Raw genomic sequence first — 19,452 nt, forward strand, 5'->3', positions numbered from 1 at the left:
AGCGCTAACAGCCCGGTAACAGCAGCGACAAGACCAGTTCAAACGAATTGCCAGCCCCGGGTGGAGTTCTACAACTACATAGCGTCATACTTGCGGGGTGACGAGCGCTGTGGGGTCCTCGGGTACTGCCATTACTTCTCGTGTGCATTCGCTGAACCGGCCCAACATGGTCAGCGTCGGCACCATCGTGTGGCTGTCCAGTGAATTGATGTTCTTTGCCGGTCTGTTCGCGATGTACTTCACGGCTCGCGCGCAGTCCGGTGGCGCCTGGCCGCCGCCGCCAACCGAGCTGAATCTTGCGCTGGCGGTACCGGTGACACTGGTGCTGATCGCCTCATCGTTCACCTGCCAGATGGGCGTGTTCGCCGCCGAGCGTGGCGACGTGTTCGGGCTGCGCCGGTGGTACCTGCTGACCTTCCTCATGGGACTGTTCTTCGTCTGCGGTCAGGCCTACGAGTACTCCCACCTGGTCGCGCACGGCACCACCATCCCGTCGAGCGCCTACGGCACGGTCTTCTACCTGACCACCGGCTTCCACGGCCTGCACGTCATCGGTGGGTTGGTCGCCTTCATCTTCCTGATGCTGCGAACCACGATGAGCAAGTTCACCCCGGCTCAGGCCACCGCCTCGATCGTCGTGTCCTACTACTGGCACTTCGTCGACATCGTGTGGATCGCACTGTTCGCCACTATCTACTTCATCCGATGAGCAACCGCCCGATGAACAGGAGTGTCCGGTTGAAGACACTGAAGAAGTGGGCCCGACCTGGCAACAACAACACCGTCGCCCGTCGGCGCCTGCGCCGTCGGGCCTCGGGCGGACTGCTGCTGCTGATCGCCCTGGCCCTAGCCGGTGGAATGGCCGCGCTGCTGACCCCGACCCCGCAGGTTGCGGTGGCCGACGAGTCGGCATCGGCCCTGCTGCGCACCGGGAAGCAGCTGTTCGACACCTCGTGTGTCAGCTGCCACGGCGCCAACCTGCAGGGCGAGGTGGGCCGCGGTCCGAGCCTGATCGGCGTCGGTGAAGCCGCCGTCTACTTCCAGGTCTCCAGCGGCCGGATGCCCGCGGTCCGCGGTGAGGCGCAGGCCCCCCGCACGTACCCGTTCTTCGACGACAAGCAGATCGACGCCCTGGGCGCCTACGTTCAGGCCAACGGCGGCGGCCCCACCGTGGTGCGCAACGCCGACGGCAGCATCGCGCAGGCTTCGCTGCGCGGCGACGACCTGGGCCGCGGTGGCGACCTGTTCCGGCTCAACTGCGCCTCCTGCCACAACTTCACCGGCCGGGGCGGCGCCCTGTCCTCGGGTAAGTACGCGCCCGACCTGGAGCCGGCCAGCGAGCAGCAGATCCTGACCGCGATGCTGTCCGGCCCGCAGAACATGCCGCGCTTCTCCGACCGGCAGATCTCCATGGAGGAGAAGAAGGACATCATCGCCTACGTGAAATCCGTTACCGAGGAACGTGATCCGGGCGGCTACGGGCTCGGCGGGTTCGGCCCGGCGCCCGAGGGAATGGTGATGTGGATTATCGGCATGGTCGCAGCCATCGCCGCGGCAATGTGGATCGGGGCACGCTCATGAGCAGCAACGACAAGATCGAACTCCCTGACGACGCCGCACTGGCGACGATGACCAACGACGAGCTGCTGGCTCTCGGCGGCAAGATCGACGGCGTCAACACCGTCTTCAAGGAGACTCGCTGGCCGGTCGAGGGCACTCGGGCCGAGAAGCGCGCCGAGCGCCGGATCGCGGCCTGGTTCCTGGCGGGTGGCGGCTTCGGACTGGCCCTGCTGCTGGTCTTCCTGTTCTGGCCCTGGGAGTACGCACCGCTGGAGTCCCCGAACGGCTTCGCCTACTCGCTGGCCACTCCGCTGTACGGCTTGACCTTCGGTCTCTCGGTGCTGTGTATCGCGATCGGCGCGGTGCTGTTCGTCAAGAAGTTCATCCCCGAAGAGATCACCATCCAGGACCGTCACGACGGCAGCTCCCCCGAGATCGACCGGAAGACCGTGGCGGCCCAGCTGACCGACGCGTTCGAGGGTTCGACCATCGGGAGGCGCAAGCTGCTGGGCGCGTCGCTGGGCGTCGGATTCGGCGCATTCGGTCTGGGCACCCTGGTGGCCGGCGCCGGTGGCCTGATCAAGAACCCCTGGAAGCCGGTCGTCGAAACCGCCGAAGGCAAGAAGGCCGCGCTGTGGACCTCCGGATGGACCCCGCGCTACCCCGGCGAGACCATCTACCTGGCCCGCGCGACCGGTCAGAGCACCAACTCACCGTTCGTCAAGATGCGGCCCGAGGACCTCGACGCCGGCGGCATGGAGACGGTGTTCCCGTGGCGCGAGTCCGACGGTGACGGCACCACCGAAGAATCGAACGAGAAGCTCACCGAGATCATGATGGGCGTCCGGAACCCGGTGATGCTGATCCGCATCCGGCCCGACGACATGGCCAAGGTGGTCAAGCGCAAAGGCCAGGAGAGCTTCAACTACGGCGACTTCTTCGCCTACACCAAGATCTGCTCGCACCTGGGTTGCCCCTCTTCCCTGTTCGAGCAGCAGACCTATCGGATCCTGTGCCCGTGCCACCAGTCGCAGTTCGACGCGCTGCACTTCGCCAAGCCGGTCTTCGGCCCGGCGGCTCGCGCCCTGGCACAGCTGCCGATCACCATTGACGCCAATGGGCATCTGGTCGCCAACGGCGACTTCATCGAACCTGTCGGACCGGCCTTCTGGGAGCGCACCTCATGAGCCCTGCAATCGGCGACCTGCTCGCACGCCAAGCAGACGACATCGATACCCGGTACCACCCGGCCGCCGCCCTGCGCCGCCAGTTCAACAAGGTCTTCCCGACGCACTGGTCGTTCCTGCTCGGTGAGATCGCTCTGTACAGCTTCATCATCTTGCTGCTGTCCGGCGTCTACCTGACGCTGTTCTTCGACCCGTCAATGGCCGAGGTCATCTACCACGGCGTCTACCAGCCGCTCAACGGCGTGCAGATGTCGCGGGCCTACGAATCGGCGCTGGACATCTCCTTCGAGGTCCGCGGCGGCCTGTTCGTCCGCCAGCTGCATCACTGGGCCGCGCTGATGTTCGCGGCGTCGATCATGGTGCACCTGGCGCGCATCTTCTTCACCGGCGCGTTCCGTCGGCCGCGTGAGGCGAACTGGGTGATCGGGTCGCTGCTGCTGATCCTGGCCATGTTCGAGGGCTACTTCGGTTACTCGCTGCCCGACGACCTGCTCTCCGGTATCGGTCTGCGCGCCGCGCTGTCCTCGATCACGCTGGGCATGCCGGTGATCGGCACCTGGCTGCACTGGGCGCTGTTCGGCGGCGACTTCCCGGGCACCATCCTGATCCCCCGGCTCTACGCGCTGCACATCCTGCTGATCCCGGGCATCATCCTGGCCCTGATCGGCGTGCACATGGCGCTGGTGTGGTTCCAGAAGCACACCCAGTTCCCCGGCCCGGGCCGCACCGAGACCAACGTCGTCGGCGTGCGCGTGCTGCCGGTCTTCGCGATCAAGTCGGGCGCGTTCTTCGCGATGATCACCGGCATCCTGGGCCTGATGGGCGGGTTGCTGCAGATCAACGCGATCTGGAACCTGGGACCCTACCGCCCCTCGCAGGTGTCGGCGGGTAGCCAGCCGGACTTCTACATGATGTGGACCGAGGGTCTGGCCCGTCTCTGGCCGGCCTGGGAGTTCTACCCCTTCGGTCACACCATTCCCGGTCCGGTCGGCGTCGCGCTGATCATGGGTGGCGTCTTCGGCTTGCTGATGGTCTACCCGTTCCTGGAGAAGAAGTTCACCGGCGACTACGCACACCACAACCTGCTGCAGCGCCCCCGGGACGCTCCGGTCCGTACCGCGATCGGCGCCATGGCGATCAGCTTCTACATGGTGCTGACCCTGGCCGCGATGAACGACATCATCGCGTGGAAGTTCCACATCTCGCTGAATGCGACGACCTGGATCGGCCGTATCGGGATGGTGGTGCTGCCGCCGTTTATCTTCTTCATCACCTACCGGTGGTGCATCGGCCTGCAGCGCAGTGACCGTGACGTGCTCGAGCACGGTATCGAGACCGGCATCATCAAGCGGCTGCCGCACGGTGCTTACATCGAGCTGCACCAGCCGCTGGGCCCGGTCGACGACCACGGCCACCCGATTCCGCTGGAGTACGCCGGCGCGCCGCTGCCCAAGAAGATGAACAAGCTCGGCTCGGGCGGCGCTCCCGGTAGTGGCAGCTTCCTGACGGCCGACCCGGTCGAGGAAGACGCCGCGCTCACCGAGGCCGCACACGCCAGCGAGCGGCGTGCGCTGACCGCGCTGGCCGAGCACCAGGGCGGGGACACCAACGGTCACCACTAGGTCTGACAAAGGCGACCCGCTTCGCCCGGCTCCGCCGCGCTTGCGATCGCCTAGGTCTGACAACGGGTCCGAACCATCGGGCAGCCTGCGCGATCTCCTGCGCGGGCTGCCCGTTTTGGTTGGTGCCGCACCGGAATTCGATCCGGCGCAGGCACCGGCCGAGCCGGTCGCGCTGTTCGTCCGATGGCTGCTGCACGCTGTCGACAGCGGCGTCGCGGAACCTCATGCGATGACGTTGTCGACGGTCGGTGCGGTGGACGCGACGGGCCTGGCGCGGCCGTCGACGCGGGTGTTGATCCTCAAAGACGTCGATGCCGCCGGGTGGCATTTCGGGGTCAGCTCGGCCAGTCGCAAGGGCGCCGATCTTGCCCGCAATCCCGCTGTGTCACTGACGTTTTACTGGCCCTCGCTGGGCCGTCAGGTCAGGGTCGACGGCATGGCGCTGCCCGACCCGCCCGCGGTGACCGCCGATGACTTCCTGGCCCGCTCGCAAGACGCTCGGGCGATGGTGCTCACCGGCCGGCAGAGCGAGCCCTACGCAGATCCGACAGAGATCAGCGAGGCACTCGCCAAGGCGCATCTGGAGCTTGAGCGCTCCCCCGCCCTGGTGCCCGCCGAGTGGACGTCGTATGCGGTACGGGCCGAGGCCGTCGAATTCTGGCAGGCCGACGCCACGCGCCGGCACCGCAGGCTGCGGTACGAACGGGACGGCGACGCGAGCTGGTCAACGACGCTGCTCTGGCCGTAGCCGAGCACGCCGCGACAATGGCGCCGTTGGGGCGCTCAGCCGAACCGAGACGGCAGTTCCAGTACTTCACCCAGCCTGCGCAGGTACAGCCAGGGAATGACCGGCATGGCGGCAGCGCCGACCCCCGCCAACCCGTAGCAGACCCACGAGCCGGTGTCCTTGCCGACGGCCATCAGATAGGTGGCCAAGGCGACCAAGGTCAACGCACCACCCACCGCGATGGCCAGCACTGTGATGCCACGCAGCAACACCCGGTCCACTTGAGCCTGATTAGGCAGCACCTGGCGGGTGCCGGCCGCCCGCCGGCCCGGAGCGTCGAACCCGGGCTGCTGAAGCGGAGCGTCCTGGGCGGTCGGGCGCGGCGGCTTGGCCGGCGCCTGGGGCGGAAATCCTGGAGGCCGCGACGGGACGGGCTGGCGCGCCCGCAGCAACACCGGGATGGCCGCCAGGATGACCAACGCCGAGGCGCCGATCACGATGTAGAGCAGGCCGCTGTGCGAGCTCTCGGTCGGCTCGTGAAAACCCCGCCCGAGATCTACCAGCGCCACCGTGGCCGCCACGCTCATGCCGAGCAGCGTCAGCCAGGTCGCGGCGCACGCGCCCAGCAATATGCGGTCAGTAACCTCCGGGGACTGCCCCGGTCGAATGAATCGATCTACCATGTTCCCGCCGGTCATCCGCAGCTCGTCGCCGGTGCGTCATTGCTGTTGGAGAACAACACCCTACCGTCACTGCTGGTGATCGAGCAGTTGAGTTTGCTCAGCCGCAGCATGCTGGTCGCCTCCACCGAGCCGATCTCCGACTGGGAGATCGGGGTCAGGGTCAGCGACCAGGGGATGTAGGCGTTGCGCTGGGTGCGACGTTGCCCGGAGGCATCCACGTAGGTGATCGTGATCTGGTCGAACGGCGCTTTGGTGCCGGTCACCGAGTACGTCACCTGCAGCGGCTTCGGCGGCGTGGTCGTGGTGGTCTCCTGCGTCGTGGTCGATGGCTCCGGTGCCGGCTCCTCGCTCGGCGGCGGCGGGGGCGGCGGCTCTTCGCTGCTCGGCGGCGGCGGGGGCGGCGGTTCCTCGCTGCTCGGCGGCGGAGGCGGCGGCACCGTGGTGCTGGTGCTGGTCCGGGTGATCTCGTCCTGTACCGGCGGCACCGAGACGGTGCTGCTCGTGGTGGCCGGCGTGGCCAGATCGCGGGTTTCGGTGCGGGCGAACAGCAGTGCCACCGACACCACCAGCGAGACCGCGGCGATGATCACGGTGACACCGACCACCCACGGCCACCGTGGTGTCTTCGCGCCCGGCTCCGGTTCGTCGGGCACGTCGTAGTTGTCGTAGTCGTAGAGCCGCGGATCCACCGGCACGTAGGGGCCGCTCAAAAACTGCTCGGATTCGGGCGCCGAGTAAGCCTGCGAATACGCGGTGCTGTCTGCCCGCGCGGCGGCCGGAGTTGCCGTCACATCGTCCAGTGGCTGAATCTCCCCGCCCGCGCCCGCGTCGGGGGCCATGTCAGCGGCTGCGTCCGGGGCCGGCTGACCGTTGCCGGAGCCCTCGTCTCCAGAGCCCGCCTCTGGGGGATTCGGCCCGCTCATTCCCGCCTATCCTTTTCAAACCGCCGCGCCACGACCTGACCGGTTGCGGTCGACATCAACCACCGTTGGTCATTGTGCATCGGCAACCCTACCCAAGCGGGTCGACACGGCGGCCGCGGCGGAGATCCGGTCAGTGTTTCTCGGCGCCGATGTAGTACTCGAAGACCAGTCCGGCCACGCTCGACAACACGAACGCCACGCCGGCGGCGATCAGCCACGGCAGCCACAGCGCGATCCCGACGGCCGCCACCGACCCGGACAGCGCGATCAGGATGGGCCACCAGCTGTGCGGGCTGAAGAAGCCCAGCTCGCCGGCGCCGTCACTGACTTCGGCCGCCTCGTAGTCCTCGGGACGGGTGTCCAGCCGGCGGGCCACGAACCGGAAGAAGGTGGCCACGATCATGGCCATCATGCCGGTCAGGAACAGCGCGGTGGTGCCGGCCCATTCCACACCGCCGGTGGCGAACTTCCCGGTCAGCACCGCGTAGATCACGCCGACCACCAGGAAGAAGGTGGCGACGAACTCGAACAGCCTGGATTCGATGCGCATGCGGTTGTCCCTACTTGTTGCTGGCTTGCGGGGCTAGCAGGCCACGGCGGCTGTCGAACGGGAACGTGGTGGTCGCCAGTGGGTCCTGTCCGATTGCCTCCAGCGCCTCGGCGTTGGTCTTCCCGGCGATGCGCTGGTCCAGATAGGCCTTGAAGTCATTGGGCGAGACCACCCGGACCTCGAAGTTCATCATCGCGTGGTAGGTGCCGCACATCTCGGCGCAGTGGCCGACGAACGCGCCTTCCTTGGTGATCTCGGCGACCTGGAAGGTGTTCACCTGGTTGTTGCGCTCGGGCCAGGCGATGACGTCACGCTTGAACAGGAACTCGGGCACCCAGAAGGAGTGGATGACGTCGGCCGAGTTGAGCACGAACTCGATACGCTTGCCACTGGGCAGCACCAGCACCGGGATCTCGCCGGTGGTGCCCACCGTCTCGATCTTGTCGAAGTTCAGGTAGGTGCGGTCCTCGGCGTTGAGTCCCTGGATCGGCCCGACCAGTTCCTCGCCGTGCGCGTCCACGCCCTCGGGCTTGGAGACCATATCCGCCTTGCGATCCGGGTCCGATCCGTCGTAGCCGCGGATGGTGCCGTCGTGGAAGTCGACCTTCTGGTAACCGAACTTCCAGTTCCACTGGAAGGCGGTGACGTCGACGACCACCTCGGGGTTGGGCTCGTGGTGCAGCATCTTCTCCTGCACGACGACGGTGAAGTAGAAGATCACCGCGACGGCCAGGAACGGCAGGACGGTGAGTCCGAGCTCCAGCGGCATGTTGTAGCCGAACTGGCGCGGCAGCTCGGTGTCGGTCGCCTTCTTGCGGTGGAAGATCATCGACCAGAAGATCATTCCCCAGACGAGCCCACCGATCACCACCGAAGCGATGACCATGCCGATCCACAGCTGGTAGTTGGCCTCAGCCTCCGGCGTGATGCCCTTGGGCCAGCCGAAGCCGACCACATCGGTCCAATCGACGCTGCAACCGCTGAGCGTCACCGCCAGCAGTCCGAGCACGCTGACCGCGGTCAGCGGTCGACGCAGACGGCGATGTGCAACGCCCTGCCCGCGACGTGTCACGTTGGTGCCTCCTCGAGTCACAGAACGGGCCGACTGACCCGGCGGAGCAGTCGAATACTACGCAGCGTAGACCACCCGGATCACCGAGGTTCGATGTACCTGCCGGTTGGCCACCCTGTGTGTTGACCGCCTCAGCTGACTCCACCGGTTCTGCGCGGGCCTACATGGGCCTTCGCAGTTCAGCGCCGATACCGGTGCGGCATACTGGGACCCGATGTGTGGACTGCTGGCCTTCGTGTGTGCCCCGGCCGGCACAACACCCGGCCCCGATGTGGCCGAAGTCGCCGACGCGGTATCGCGCGCAACCCACCTGATGCGCCACCGCGGCCCGGATGAGCCAGGCGGCATCTGGGCCGGCGACCGGGTGGTGTTCGGGTTCAACCGGCTGTCGTTCATCGACATCGCCCATTCGCACCAGCCCATGCGGTGGGGTCCGCCAGAGGCGCCGGAGCGCTACGAACTGGTGTTCAACGGCGAGATCTACAACTACCTGGAGCTGCGCGAAGAGCTGGCCGCCGAGCACGGTGCGGTGTTCGCCACCGACGGCGACGGCGAGGCGATCGTCGCGGGCTACCACTATTGGGGCACCGAGGTGCTGTCGCGGTTGCGCGGCATGTTCGCCTTCGCGGTGTGGGACACCGTGGCCGGCGAGCTGTTCTGCGCCCGCGACCCGTTCGGGATCAAGCCGCTGTTCGTGGCGTCCGGCCCGGGCGGCACGGTGGTGGGCAGCGAGAAGAAGTGCCTGCTGGACCTCGCCGACGTGGTCGGCTTCGACACCTCCATCGACGCCCGCGCTCTGCAGCATTACACGGTGCTGCAGTACGTGCCGGAACCGGAGACGCTGCACCTCGGCATACGCCGGCTGGAATCGGGTTGCTACGCCCGGATTCGGCCCGGAGGCACTCCGGAGGCCACCCGCTACTTCCGGCCGCGGTTCGACGCCACCCCGATCACCCGCGACACCGAGCAGGCGCGCTACGACGAGATCACCGCCGTCCTGGAGGATTCGGTCGCCAAACACATGCGGGCCGACGTCACCGTCGGCGCGTTCCTGTCCGGCGGGATCGACTCCACCGCGATCGCGGCACTGGCGATGCGCCACAACCCCAAACTGATCACCTTCACCACCGGGTTCGAGCGGGAGGGCTTCTCCGAGGTCGACGTCGCCGCGGCCTCCGCCGAGGCGATCGGTGCCCGGCACGTGGTCAAGGTGGTCAGCCCGGCCGAGTTCGTCGCGGCCCTGCCCGAGATCGTCTGGTACCTCGACGACCCGGTCGCCGACCCCGCCCTGGTCCCGCTGTACTTCATCGCCGCCGAAGCCCGCAAGCACGTCAAGGTGGTGCTCTCCGGCGAAGGCGCCGACGAATTGTTCGGCGGCTACACGATCTATCGAGAGCCGCTGTCGCTGCGACCGTTCGATTACCTGCCGGCACCGGTGCGCCGATCCCTGGGCAAGGCGTCGCGGCCGTTGCCCGAGGGAATGCGTGGCAAGAGCCTGCTGCACCGCGGGTCGCTCTCGCTGCAAGAGCGCTACTACGGCAACGCACGCAGCTTCTCGGACGAGCAACTGCGTGCGGTGCTGCCGGGCTTCTCCCCCGACTGGACCCACACCGACGTCACCGCCCCGGTGTACGCCGAATCCGCCGGTTGGGACCCGGTGGCCCGAATGCAGCACATCGACCTGTTCACCTGGCTGCGCGGCGACATCCTGGTCAAGGCCGACAAGATGACGATGGCCAATTCACTGGAGCTGCGGGTGCCGTTCTTGGACCCCGAGGTGTTCGCGGTGGCGTCGCGCCTGCCGGTGTCGGCCAAGATCACCCGCACCACCACCAAGTACGCGCTGCGCCGTGCGCTGGAGCCGATCATTCCGGCGCATGTACTGCACCGCCCCAAGCTCGGCTTCCCGGTGCCGCTGCGGCACTGGCTGCGGGCCGGTGAGTTGCTGGAGTGGGCGTACGCCACGGTGGACGCCACCGGCGCCGACCACCTGATCGATGTCGCCGCGGTGCGCACGATGCTCGACGAGCACCGCGTCGGCACCGCCGATCACAGCCGTCGGCTCTGGACCGTGCTGATCTTCATGCTGTGGCACGCCATCTTCGTCGAGCACACCGTGGTGCCGACCATCCGGGAGCCGGACTATCCCGTGCGGCTTTAACCTCCGCGAGCAGACGCAAAAGCCCCCTGATTCGGCATGAATAGGGGGCCTTTGCGTCTGCTCGGCAAGATTCAGGTGAGCGCCGCGTCGATCTCGGCAGCGGCCGCGTCGCCGTAGGCATCCGCCAGCCGGCTCACCGCGGCGGCACGGTCCCATACCCATTCCTGGGTTCCGGTGGACTCCAGCACCAGCACCGCCACCAGCGAGCCGAGCTGCGCGGACCGCTCCAGGCTCAACCCGGCGCTGCGTCCGGTGAGGAAGCCGGCGCGGAACGCGTCGCCGACCCCGGTCGGGTCGGTCTGGGACTTCTCCGGAACCACGCCGACGTGGATGCGGGAACCGCCCGGCGAGACGATGTCGACGCCGTCGCCGCCCAGGGTGGTCACCCGCAGGCCGACCTGCTTCATGACCTCGGCCTCGGTCCAGCCGGTCTTGGACAGCAGCAGGTCCCACTCGTAGTCGTTGGTGAACAGGTAGTCGGCACCGTCGATGAGCTTGCGGATCTCCTCACCGGTGAGCCGGGCCAGCTGCTGTGACGGGTCGGCGGCGAACGCCAGTCCCAGCTTGCGGCACTCCTCGGTGTGCAAGAACATCGCCTCGGGGTCATTGGCTCCGACGATCACCAGTTCCGGCTTCCCGCCGGCCTCGACAAGCTGGGCCAGCGAGATGTTGCGGGCCTCCGACATCGCGCCCGGATAGAACGACGCGATCTGGGCCATGTCCTGGTCGGTGGTGCAGACGAACCGGGCCGTGTGCGCGGTCGTCGAGGTCAGCACGTGGTCGCAGTTGACCCCGTGCGAGACCAGCCACTGGCGATAGTCGGCGAAGTCAGCACCGGCGGCGCCGACCAGGGCGGCGTCACCGCCGAGCACGCCGATGGCGAAGGCGATGTTGCCCGCCACGCCACCCCGGTGCACCACCAGGCCATCGACCAGGAAGCTCAGCGAAACCTTCTGCAGGTGATCGGCCAGCAGTTGCTCGGAGAACCGACCCGGAAAGCGCATCAGATGGTCGGTCGCAATCGAACCGGTCACCGCAATCGTCACTGAACAATCCCCCTCATATCGTCACCGTTGGGCCTGGATGTGGGTACCCACGGTAGCGGCCCGGTACCACCGGTTCGCCGCCGGGCAGCACAAAACCCCCGGCGTTCAGGTGAAATCAGGTGCTCAGTTGAACGAGTCGCCGCACGAGCACGAGCCGCCGGCGTTGGGGTTCTCGATGGTGAAGCCCTGCTTGTCGATCTGGTCGGCGTAGCCGATCTCGGCGCCCTGCAGGTATGGCGCGCTCATCCGGTCCACGGTCAACGTGACGCCGTTGAACTCCGCGACCACGTCACCGTCAAGGCTGCGGTCGTCGAAGAACAGGTTGTAGCGCAGGCCCGCGCAGCCGCCGGGCTGGACCGAGATCCGCAGGGTCAGGTCGTCACGACCCTCCTGTTCCAGCAGCGCCTTCACCTTGGCCGCAGCCTCATCGGTCAAGACCACGCCGTGAGACTCGGTGGTCGACTGATCCTGAACAGTCATTGCGTCTCCCTATTGCGGTTGTTCATGGGGGCGGGTCCGGCCTCGACTCGAGGCGCTCGAACCCACCAGAACAACGATACCCTGCGCCAACGTGTTCCCTATCACCCCGGCGAAGCCGCAGGACGGCCACCGATCTGTGCCGCCGTCACGCTGGTCAGCCCGATCAGCTGGTTGGCCGCGTCAACCAGGGCCAGCCGCACGGAGCCGGCGTAGTCGGCGATCGCCCGGGCGGCCACCACCCCGGCCGACCGCAGTGCGGGTTCGTCCAGGCTGATCTGTCCGGCCAGCACCAGCAGCGGCATCTCCCGCGCCCGGGCCGCGGCCGCCAGCGAACCGACCACTTTTCCGTGCAGTGACTGCTGGTCGAAGTGGCCCTCGCCGGTGACCAGGACGTCGGCGTCGGCGAGCGCTGCCTCCAAACCGGTGTGGCGGGCCACGATCGCGGACCCGGATTCGACGGTGCCGCCCAGGGCCAGCATGGCGGCTCCGATTCCCCCGGCCGCCCCGGCGCCCGACGCGGCGCTGGCCTCCCATCCGGCCGCGGCGTCCAGTTCGGTCGCCCACGCGGCCAGCCGGCTCTCGAGGACCGCGACCGTGGCGGCGTCGGCGCCCTTCTGCGGCCCGAACACGCGGGCCGAGCCCCACGGGCCCAGCAGCGGATGTTCCACGTCGCACGCGGCGACCAACTCGACTCCGGCGAGCCGTCGGCGTCCCGCGGCCAGGCCGCCCAGTTCATCGACCATGCCGCGACCACCGTCGGTGCAGGCACTGCCGCCGAGCCCGACGACGATTCGCTGCGCCCCGGCCGCCAGCGCCGCGGCGACGAGCTGTCCCACCCCCATGCTGTGGGCGAGCAGCGCCGTCCGGGACGACGGTGGTTCGCCGAGCACTCCCAACCCGCAGGCTTGGGCGCATTCCAGATAAGCCGTGCTGGTTGTCGCGTCCCAGACCCACTCGGCGTCGACCGGGTCATCCAGCGGTCCGCTGACCCGTGTCTGCTGCAGCGTGCCCAGCGCGGTGGCCAGCACCGCGACGAAGCCCGGGCCCCCGTCGGACTGCGGTGCGATCGCCAGCCGGTCCTGCGGCCGGCTGCGATGCCAGCCCGTCGAGATGGCGGCGGCGGCCTGCACCGCGGTCAGAGTCTCGCCGAAACAGTCCGGCGCGATGAGCACCCGAAGCATCCGCGCCCGAGGTCCGGCCGAGCCGCCGGAACCCGGGTGATCAGCCATCTGTGCAGCGTATCGAGCCGCGCGGACGGCACCGCAAGCCGGGCGGACCGGGCAAGTAATCTGGCGGGCGTGAAGGTGCCGGGGCGTAGAAAAGACGAGGCTCAGTCCGCTGAGCCCGTGGTCTCCGCCGTCTCTGTCGACGGCGACGAGTCTGTGGGCGCCGCTCGTGGCGGGGTCACCGCGCCCAAGGGCCGGCCGACCCCGAAGCGCAGCGCCGCAGCCAAGCGCCGCGGCCCGGTGGCGCCGGCACCGATGACCTCCGCGGAGGCGCGGGCCCGGCGCAAGTCGCTGGCCGGCCCCAAGCTGAGCAAGGAGGAGCGCCGGCTCGCGAAGGCCGAGCGCCGTGAGCGGATGGCCGACCGCCGCGCACGGATGCTGTCCGGCGACGAGTCCGCGCTGCTGGAACGCGACCGCGGCCCGGTGCGCCGCTACGTTCGCGACATCGTCGACTCCCGGTACAACCTGTTGGGCCTGTTCATGCCGGTCGCGCTGGGGCTGATGTTCATCATGATGGCGGTCCCGCAGGTCCAGTACTACATTTCGCCGGCGATGATGCTGCTGATGGTCTTGATGGCCGTCGACGGGGTGTTGGTTGCCCGCAAGGCCGGCCGGATGGCCGACGCCAAGTTCCCCAACAATGTCGAAAGCCGTTGGAAGCTGGGGCTGTACGCCGCCAGCCGCGCATCCACGCTGCGCCGCATGCGGGCACCGCGCCCGCAGGTGCGGCGCGGCGAGCGCCTCGACTGAGCCTGAATCGCGGCAGACAAACCTTGGATTCCGTGGATTTCCCGCCGGTCAGCCCACCCGATGCCACGGTGGCGGCAGCGGCGCGGGCCCGGCAGGACTCGCTGACCAAACCCACGGGTTCGCTGGGCCGCCTGGAGGCCCTGTCGGTGTGGGCGGCGGCCTGCCAAGGGCAGTGTCCGCCCCGACAGTTCGAGCGCGTCCGCATTGTGGTGTTCGCCGGTGACCATGGCGTAACCCAGAGCCGGGTGTCGGCCTACCCCGCCGAGGTGACGGCGCAGATGGTCGCCAACATCGACCGCGGCGGGGCGGCCATCAACGCGCTGGCCGCGATCGGCGGGGCCGGGGTGCGGGTGGTGGACATGGCCGTCAATGATGGTGCGACCGACTCCCCCGCGATGCCGACCGAGGCCAGTGCCTACAAGGTGCGCCGCGGCAGCGGCGACATCACCAGCGAGGACGCCCTGACCGCCGAGCAGACCCTGGCCGCGGTCGAGGCAGGTCGGCGCATCGCCGACGAGGAGGTCGACAGCGGCGCTGATCTGCTCATTCCCGGCGATATGGGGATTGGGAACACCACGGTCGCAACGACTTTGATCGCCGCGCTCACCGGCGCCGAACCCGCCGATGTCGTGGGTCACGGGACGGGCATCGATGACGCCGGCTGGGCGCGCAAGACCGCGGCGGTGCGCGACGCCCTCTTCCGGTCCCGGCCGCAGCACGGCGATCCGGTTGCGCTCCTGCGCTGCTGCGGTGGCGCCGACTTCGCGGCGCTGGCGGGGTTCTGCGCCCAGGCCGCGGTGCGGCGCACCCCGGTGCTGCTCGACGGGCTGGCGTCGACGGCGGCCGCTCTGGTGGCCGACCGGCTGGCACCGGGGGCCCGGGCCTGGTGGCAGGCCGGTCACCGCTCGCCGGAGCCGGCGCACGCGCTGGCCTGTGCGGCGCTGGGCCTCGAGCCGATCCTGGACCTGCAGATGCGATTGGGCGAGGGCACCGGCGCCGCGGTTGCATTGCCGGTGTTGCGCGCCGCTATCGCGGCGTTGTCGTCGATGGCGACCTTCGATGAGGCCGGCGTCAGCGACCGATCATCGTGATCGCTTCCCTGGCAGCGTCTTTCGCGTTCGGGACGATTCTTCCCGTTCCGGCCGGCCGGCCGCCAGGCCGCGGGGCGATGACCGCGTTCCCGGTTGTCGGCGCTGCTCTGGGCGCGCTGGCCGCGGCCGTGGTGTGGGCCGGTGGTTACGCATTCGGCCCGGGCAGCCCGGTGACCGGCCTGCTGGCCGTGGCGGCACTGCTGGCCGCCACCCGGGGGCTGCACATCGACGGAGTGGCCGACACGGCCGATGGGTTGGGGTGTTCGCGGCCCGCAGCGCAGGCGCTGCAGGTGATGCGCGAGGGTTCGACCGGCCCGTTCGGGGTGGTCGCGGTGGTGCTGGTGATCGGCCTGCAGGCGACGACTTTCCCGATGCTGAGCGCGGCACAGATCGGGCTCGCGGTCTGCGCGGGCCGGGTGGCTGCGGTGTTGGCCTGCCGGCGCGCGGTGCCGTCCGCGGCCGGAAGCATGCTGGGCGCCACGGTGGCGGGCAGTCAGCCGCTGCCGGTTGCGGCCGCCTGGGTGGCGGCACTGCTCGCCGGGGCGATACCTGTCGGCGCGGCGCCGTGGCATGGGCCGGTTGCCGTCGCACTGGCCCTGGGCTGCAGCGCGCTGCTGGTCAGGCACTGCGTGCGCCGCTTGGGCGGTATCACCGGCGATGTGCTGGGGGCCGTGATCGAGTGGACGACAACGCTGGCCACGGTAGCGCTCGTCGCACTGACCGCCGGTTGACCGCTTCTTCTTTTCGCATTTTTTCCGGACTCCTGGACATTTCTCCGCCATTATGTGTTATACCCAGATGACGGTTGTGAAAATTGCGGCGTCCATTAGCATCGTGGTCCGGGGGAGGACGCTGGATGACGCGCCATCAGAGCTATAGCAAGCGGAGTCGGGAATCACGCAAGGCGATGACCGACGGCACCGTTGACGACGACGTTGACGACGACTACCTCGCCTGTTGCGAGCGGGTGTCCCAGGATTGGCCGCTGGTGGCCGACGCGGACCTTCCGCCGAACCCGGTGACCTGACTCTTCCCCGGCACGCGACGCTGCGCCCCCGCCGCCTGCCCGTGCCCCGAAATGCAGTAGTCGACTACTGCATGCCCTCCTTGCCGGGCGTCATAGCGTCTGTGCTTATCGGATCACCAGGGCTTGCAAAGGGAATGCATCATGTCTGGTCAGCGCAACAGCAAACAACACCACGTCGTCCGGCTGGTCGGGCTCGGTAGCGCAGCCGGCGCGGTCTTGGCATTCGGCCTGGGACCGGTAGGCACCGCACCGGCCCAGGCGGACCCGTTCGACTGGATCGTCGACCTGTTCGATCCGGCCAGCTGGTCGTGGCTGGGCGTGGAGAACAACGCCGACCTGGACCTGGCGTACCTCGGGCTCTCACCGGCCGCCGCCGACACCGATCCCACCCTGGCCGAACTGTTCGACACCTGGATCTACACCCCGATCCACGACGCCGGCCAAGCCTGGCTGGCCACCCCATCCGGCATCGAGGCCAGCACCTGGATCAACACCCTCTTCGGCAACGGCCAGCTGCTGATCGGCAACGGCGCCGACGGCGTCAGCGGCGGCACCAACGAACAGGCCGTGGGCGGCGACGGTGGGCTGTGGTTCGGCGACGGCGGACACGGTGGCACCGCTGTCGGCGGTTGGGGCGGCAATGGCGGCAACGCCGGGTTCTTCGGTAACGGTGGCGCCGGCGGCTACGGCGGTGGGCCCGGCTCCGGCGACTATCCCGGCGACGGCGGCGACGGCGGCAACGGCGGGATCTTCATGGGCCACGGCGGCGATGGCGGCGGCGGCGGAAACGGGGCCGCCGGCTTCGACGGCGGTCATGGCGGCGACGGCGGCGACGCGGTGAGTTGGCTGTTCGGCAATGGCGGAGCAGGCGGGCGCGGCGGGGACGGCGGCGACGGAGCGGCCGGCGGTGTGGGCGGCGACGGCTGGTACGGCGGCGACGGAGGAAGTACCTTCGCCCTCGTCGGTGACGGGGGCATCGGCGGAGCCGGCGGCAACGGCGGTGACGGTGGGTCCGCAGGCGCCGCCGGTACCGGTGGTGACGGAGGTTACGGCGGCCTGGGAGGCAACGGCGGCGCCGCCGTGACCGGCGCGGGCGGCGGCGGCGGGGCTGGTGGAAACGGCGGCAACGGCGGCAACGGCGGGACCACCTCCGGTCACGGCGGCGATGGCGGGGTCGGCTGGGGCGGCGGACGCAGCGGGAGCAACCTCTTCGACAGGTACTCCGGGACCGGCGGATCCGGCGGCCGCGGCGGTGACGGTGGCGACGCCAGCGTCGCCGGCTACTCGGCGGGTCGCGGCAACGGCGGTGGATGGGGCGGCTTCGGTGAAGTCGGTGGAGCGGGCGGCGACGGGGGCGCAGGCGGCAGCGGCAGTGGCGGCGCGATCGGTGCCGCCGGCGGCGCCGGTGGGACATCGGGGTTCGGCGTCGCCGGCACCGGTGCCGGCGGCAACGGTGGTCACGGCGGCGCCGACGGCGGGGGCACGGGCGGGGTGGGTGGCCTCGGGGCCGCCGCCTCTTCCGGGACCACTGCCGGCGGCGGCGGTGGTGGTGGCGGCGTCGGCAGTGACGGCGGTACTGGTGGTGCGGGTGGTGCGGGCGGTGCCGGCGGCACCGGCAGCGGCCTCGACATCACCGGCCGCCTGGCAGGGGTGGGCGGCGCCGGCGGGACTGGCGGCGAGGGCGGCCGCGGCATCGGCGCCGGCAGCACCGGCGGGGACGGTGGGGTTGGCGGGGTCGGCGGGTCCGGTAGCGGAATCAGTGCCGTCGGCGGCGGTTTCGGCATCGGAGGTCGCGGTGGAGACGGCGGGACCGGCGGCGTCGCCTTCAATGTCGGCACGGGCGGCGAAGGCGGTGCAGGGGGCGTGGGCGGTGACGGCACCGGCGGCAGCTCCGTCGTCATCGGGCAAGGCGCCATCGGCGGCGGCGGCGGTACGGGTGGTGTCGGCGGCACCGCCGACGGCTTCGTCGACGCGGGAGCCGACGGCTACAACGATGGCACCGGCGGTGTGGGCGGTGACGGCGGCGCCGGCGGCGATGCGACCACTGCCGCCGCGGGCACCGCCACCGGCGGGTTCGGCGGCACCGGCGGGGCCGGCGGGGTCGCCCACCCCGGCGCGGACGGCAGCGGCGGTGTGGGCGGCGCGGGCCAAACCGTCACCGACGGCGCGGGTGCCTCCGGCGGTGATGGCGGACCAGGCGGCGCCGACGGCACACCCGGCACACCGGGAGTGCCGGGCTAATCCAGCCGGGCCATCCAGCCGTGGGTGTCGGCGAAGGTACCGCGCTGAATACCGGTCAGAGTGTCCCGCAGCGCCATGGTGACCTCGCCGGGCTGACCGTCGGCGATGGTGAATTCGCCTTCGGCGGATTTGACCTGTGACACCGGGGTGATGACCGCAGCCGTCCCGCAGGCGAAGACCTCGGTGATCTCCCCCGAGGCGGCCTTCTTCTGCCATTCACTGACATCGATCTTGCGTTCTTCGACACTGAACCCGGCATCGGTTGCCAACTGCAGCAAGGAGTCCCGGGTGATACCGGGCAGCAGCGAGCCGGACAACTCAGGAGTGACCAGGCGCGCCGAGCCACCGGTGCCGAACACGAAGAACAGGTTCATCCCGCCCATCTCTTCGACATAGCGCCGCTCGGCCGCATCCAGCCACACCACCTGATCGCAGCCGTTGTCGGCGGCCTGGGCCTGCGCGACCAGTGATGCCGCGTAATTACCGCCGAACTTGGCCGCGCCGGTGCCGCCGGGGCAGGCCCGCACGTACTCCGTCGACAGCCACACGCTCACCGGCTTGATCCCGCCCTTGAAGTACGCGCCGGCCGGTGAGCCCATCACCAGGCAGCGGTACTCGTTGGCGGGACGGACCCCCAGGCCCGGCTCGGTGGCGAAGACGAATGGCCGCAGGTACAGCGACTCCTCGCCGCCCGCCTCCGGCACCCAGGCGCCATCCACGGCGATCAGCTGCCGCAACGACTCGATGAACAGCTCGTCGGGCAGCTCCGGAATGGCCAGCCGTCGCGACGAGGCCCGCATCCGCGCGGCATTGGCCTCGGGCCGGAAAGAGACGATCGACCCGTCGCTCCACCGGTAGGCCTTGAGCCCTTCGAACACCTCTTGCGCGTAGTGCAGGACGATGGCCGACGGGTCCAGTTCGATGGGTCCGTAGGGAATGACCCGCGCATTGTGCCAACCCGCGTCCACCGTGTAGTCGATCGACACCATGTGGTCGGTGTGGTACTTGCCGAAACCCGGCTCCGCCAAAATGGATTCGCGCACCTCGTCCGGCGTCGGGTTTGCGGTGACCGACACATGGAACTCGAGGAGGCTGCTCGTCATGCA

Annotated in this window: 19 protein-coding genes; 11 read left to right on the forward strand and 8 right to left on the reverse strand. The window is 69.2% G+C overall.

Annotated features, from left to right (window positions below):
• The first annotated feature begins 97 nt into the window (after positions 1 to 97).
• The 5 genes from N416_RS0102255 (at position 98) to N416_RS0102275 (ending at position 5,117) form a co-directional block, all read left to right on the forward strand.
• Positions 98 to 709, forward strand: coding sequence for a heme-copper oxidase subunit III (locus N416_RS0102255; RefSeq protein WP_024440513.1), 612 nt, complete (start codon positions 98 to 100; stop codon positions 707 to 709).
• On the forward strand, positions 706 to 1,581 hold the full coding sequence (locus tag N416_RS0102260) for a cytochrome c (protein WP_231383962.1): 876 nt from the start codon (positions 706 to 708) through the stop codon (positions 1,579 to 1,581). Before N416_RS0102255 ends, N416_RS0102260 begins: the two co-directional genes overlap by 4 nt.
• Positions 1,578 to 2,747, forward strand: a complete 1,170-nt coding sequence (locus N416_RS0102265; RefSeq protein WP_024440515.1) for a ubiquinol-cytochrome c reductase iron-sulfur subunit — start codon at positions 1,578 to 1,580, stop codon at positions 2,745 to 2,747. Before N416_RS0102260 ends, N416_RS0102265 begins: the two co-directional genes overlap by 4 nt.
• Entirely contained in the window at positions 2,744 to 4,369 is a 1,626-nt protein-coding gene (locus N416_RS0102270; RefSeq protein ID WP_024440516.1) for a cytochrome bc complex cytochrome b subunit, read from the forward strand. The genes N416_RS0102265 and N416_RS0102270 overlap by 4 nt, the downstream gene beginning before the upstream one ends.
• A gap of 115 nt (positions 4,370 to 4,484) precedes the next feature.
• Positions 4,485 to 5,117, forward strand: a complete 633-nt coding sequence (locus N416_RS0102275; RefSeq protein ID WP_024440517.1) for a pyridoxal 5'-phosphate synthase — start codon at positions 4,485 to 4,487, stop codon at positions 5,115 to 5,117.
• Positions 5,118 to 5,152: 35 nt separating this feature from the next.
• Here N416_RS0102275 and N416_RS0102280 read toward each other — a convergent pair whose 3' ends face one another.
• The 4 genes from N416_RS0102280 to N416_RS0102295 form a co-directional block, all read right to left on the reverse strand.
• Positions 5,153 to 5,779, reverse strand: coding sequence for a DUF2561 family protein (locus N416_RS0102280; RefSeq protein WP_024440518.1), 627 nt, complete (start codon positions 5,777 to 5,779; stop codon positions 5,153 to 5,155).
• 11 nt (positions 5,780 to 5,790) lie between these two features.
• Positions 5,791 to 6,702, reverse strand: coding sequence for an MmpS family transport accessory protein (locus tag N416_RS0102285; RefSeq protein ID WP_024440519.1), 912 nt, complete (start codon positions 6,700 to 6,702; stop codon positions 5,791 to 5,793).
• Positions 6,703 to 6,832: 130 nt separating this feature from the next.
• Positions 6,833 to 7,252 carry a cytochrome c oxidase subunit 4 gene (locus N416_RS0102290; protein ID WP_024440520.1) on the reverse strand — a complete coding sequence of 140 codons (420 nt, stop codon included), beginning with the start codon at positions 7,250 to 7,252 and terminating at the stop codon, positions 6,833 to 6,835.
• Between the two features lie 10 nt (positions 7,253 to 7,262).
• A complete protein-coding gene (locus N416_RS0102295) occupies positions 7,263 to 8,345 on the reverse strand; it encodes a cytochrome c oxidase subunit II (protein WP_036457039.1) in 1,083 nt (360 codons plus the stop codon).
• Between the two features lie 193 nt (positions 8,346 to 8,538).
• On the opposite strand from N416_RS0102295, the gene asnB reads away from it, so the two are divergent.
• Positions 8,539 to 10,485, forward strand: coding sequence for an asparagine synthase (glutamine-hydrolyzing) (gene asnB / locus N416_RS0102300; protein ID WP_024440522.1), 1,947 nt, complete (start codon positions 8,539 to 8,541; stop codon positions 10,483 to 10,485).
• 71 nt (positions 10,486 to 10,556) lie between these two features.
• On the opposite strand, the gene N416_RS0102305 is transcribed toward asnB, so the two are convergent.
• The 3 genes from N416_RS0102305 to N416_RS0102315 form a co-directional block, all read right to left on the reverse strand.
• On the reverse strand, positions 10,557 to 11,531 hold the full coding sequence (locus N416_RS0102305) for a carbohydrate kinase family protein (RefSeq protein ID WP_024440523.1): 975 nt from the start codon (positions 11,529 to 11,531) through the stop codon (positions 10,557 to 10,559).
• A gap of 123 nt (positions 11,532 to 11,654) precedes the next feature.
• The gene (locus tag N416_RS0102310; RefSeq protein ID WP_024440524.1) at positions 11,655 to 12,011 is read right to left on the reverse strand and encodes an iron-sulfur cluster assembly accessory protein; all 357 of its coding nucleotides are present in this window, start codon (positions 12,009 to 12,011) and stop codon (positions 11,655 to 11,657) included.
• Positions 12,012 to 12,112: 101 nt separating this feature from the next.
• Complete coding sequence (locus N416_RS0102315) at positions 12,113 to 13,240, reverse strand: glycerate kinase (RefSeq protein WP_051190150.1); 1,128 nt, start codon at positions 13,238 to 13,240, stop codon at positions 12,113 to 12,115.
• A 69-nt stretch (positions 13,241 to 13,309) separates the two neighbouring features.
• Between N416_RS0102315 and N416_RS0102320 the strand changes: the two genes are divergently transcribed.
• From N416_RS0102320 to N416_RS23080, 5 genes are all read left to right on the forward strand, one after another.
• The gene (locus N416_RS0102320) at positions 13,310 to 13,987 is read left to right on the forward strand and encodes a DUF3043 domain-containing protein (protein WP_024440526.1); all 678 of its coding nucleotides are present in this window, start codon (positions 13,310 to 13,312) and stop codon (positions 13,985 to 13,987) included.
• A 32-nt stretch (positions 13,988 to 14,019) separates the two neighbouring features.
• Positions 14,020 to 15,078 carry a nicotinate-nucleotide--dimethylbenzimidazole phosphoribosyltransferase gene (gene cobT, locus N416_RS0102325; RefSeq protein ID WP_024440527.1) on the forward strand — a complete coding sequence of 353 codons (1,059 nt, stop codon included), beginning with the start codon at positions 14,020 to 14,022 and terminating at the stop codon, positions 15,076 to 15,078.
• Positions 15,075 to 15,809, forward strand: a complete 735-nt coding sequence (locus N416_RS0102330) for an adenosylcobinamide-GDP ribazoletransferase (protein WP_024440528.1) — start codon at positions 15,075 to 15,077, stop codon at positions 15,807 to 15,809. The genes cobT and N416_RS0102330 overlap by 4 nt, the downstream gene beginning before the upstream one ends.
• Positions 15,810 to 15,934: 125 nt before the next feature.
• Entirely contained in the window at positions 15,935 to 16,105 is a 171-nt protein-coding gene (locus tag N416_RS23075; protein ID WP_155943304.1) for a hypothetical protein, read from the forward strand.
• A 141-nt stretch (positions 16,106 to 16,246) separates the two neighbouring features.
• Complete coding sequence (locus N416_RS23080) at positions 16,247 to 18,346, forward strand: hypothetical protein (protein WP_024440529.1); 2,100 nt, start codon at positions 16,247 to 16,249, stop codon at positions 18,344 to 18,346.
• On the opposite strand, the gene N416_RS0102345 is transcribed toward N416_RS23080, so the two are convergent.
• Positions 18,343 to 19,449: a branched-chain amino acid aminotransferase gene (locus N416_RS0102345; protein WP_024440530.1), complete on the reverse strand. Its 1,107-nt coding sequence runs from the start codon at positions 19,447 to 19,449 to the stop codon at positions 18,343 to 18,345. The two genes, N416_RS23080 and N416_RS0102345, sit on opposite strands and share 4 nt — an antisense overlap.
• Between the last annotated feature and the right edge of the window lie 3 nt (positions 19,450 to 19,452).

The organism is Mycobacterium sp. UM_WGJ, assembly GCF_000455125.1.
In the GTDB taxonomy this organism is placed as follows: Bacteria; Actinomycetota; Actinomycetes; order Mycobacteriales; family Mycobacteriaceae; genus Mycobacterium.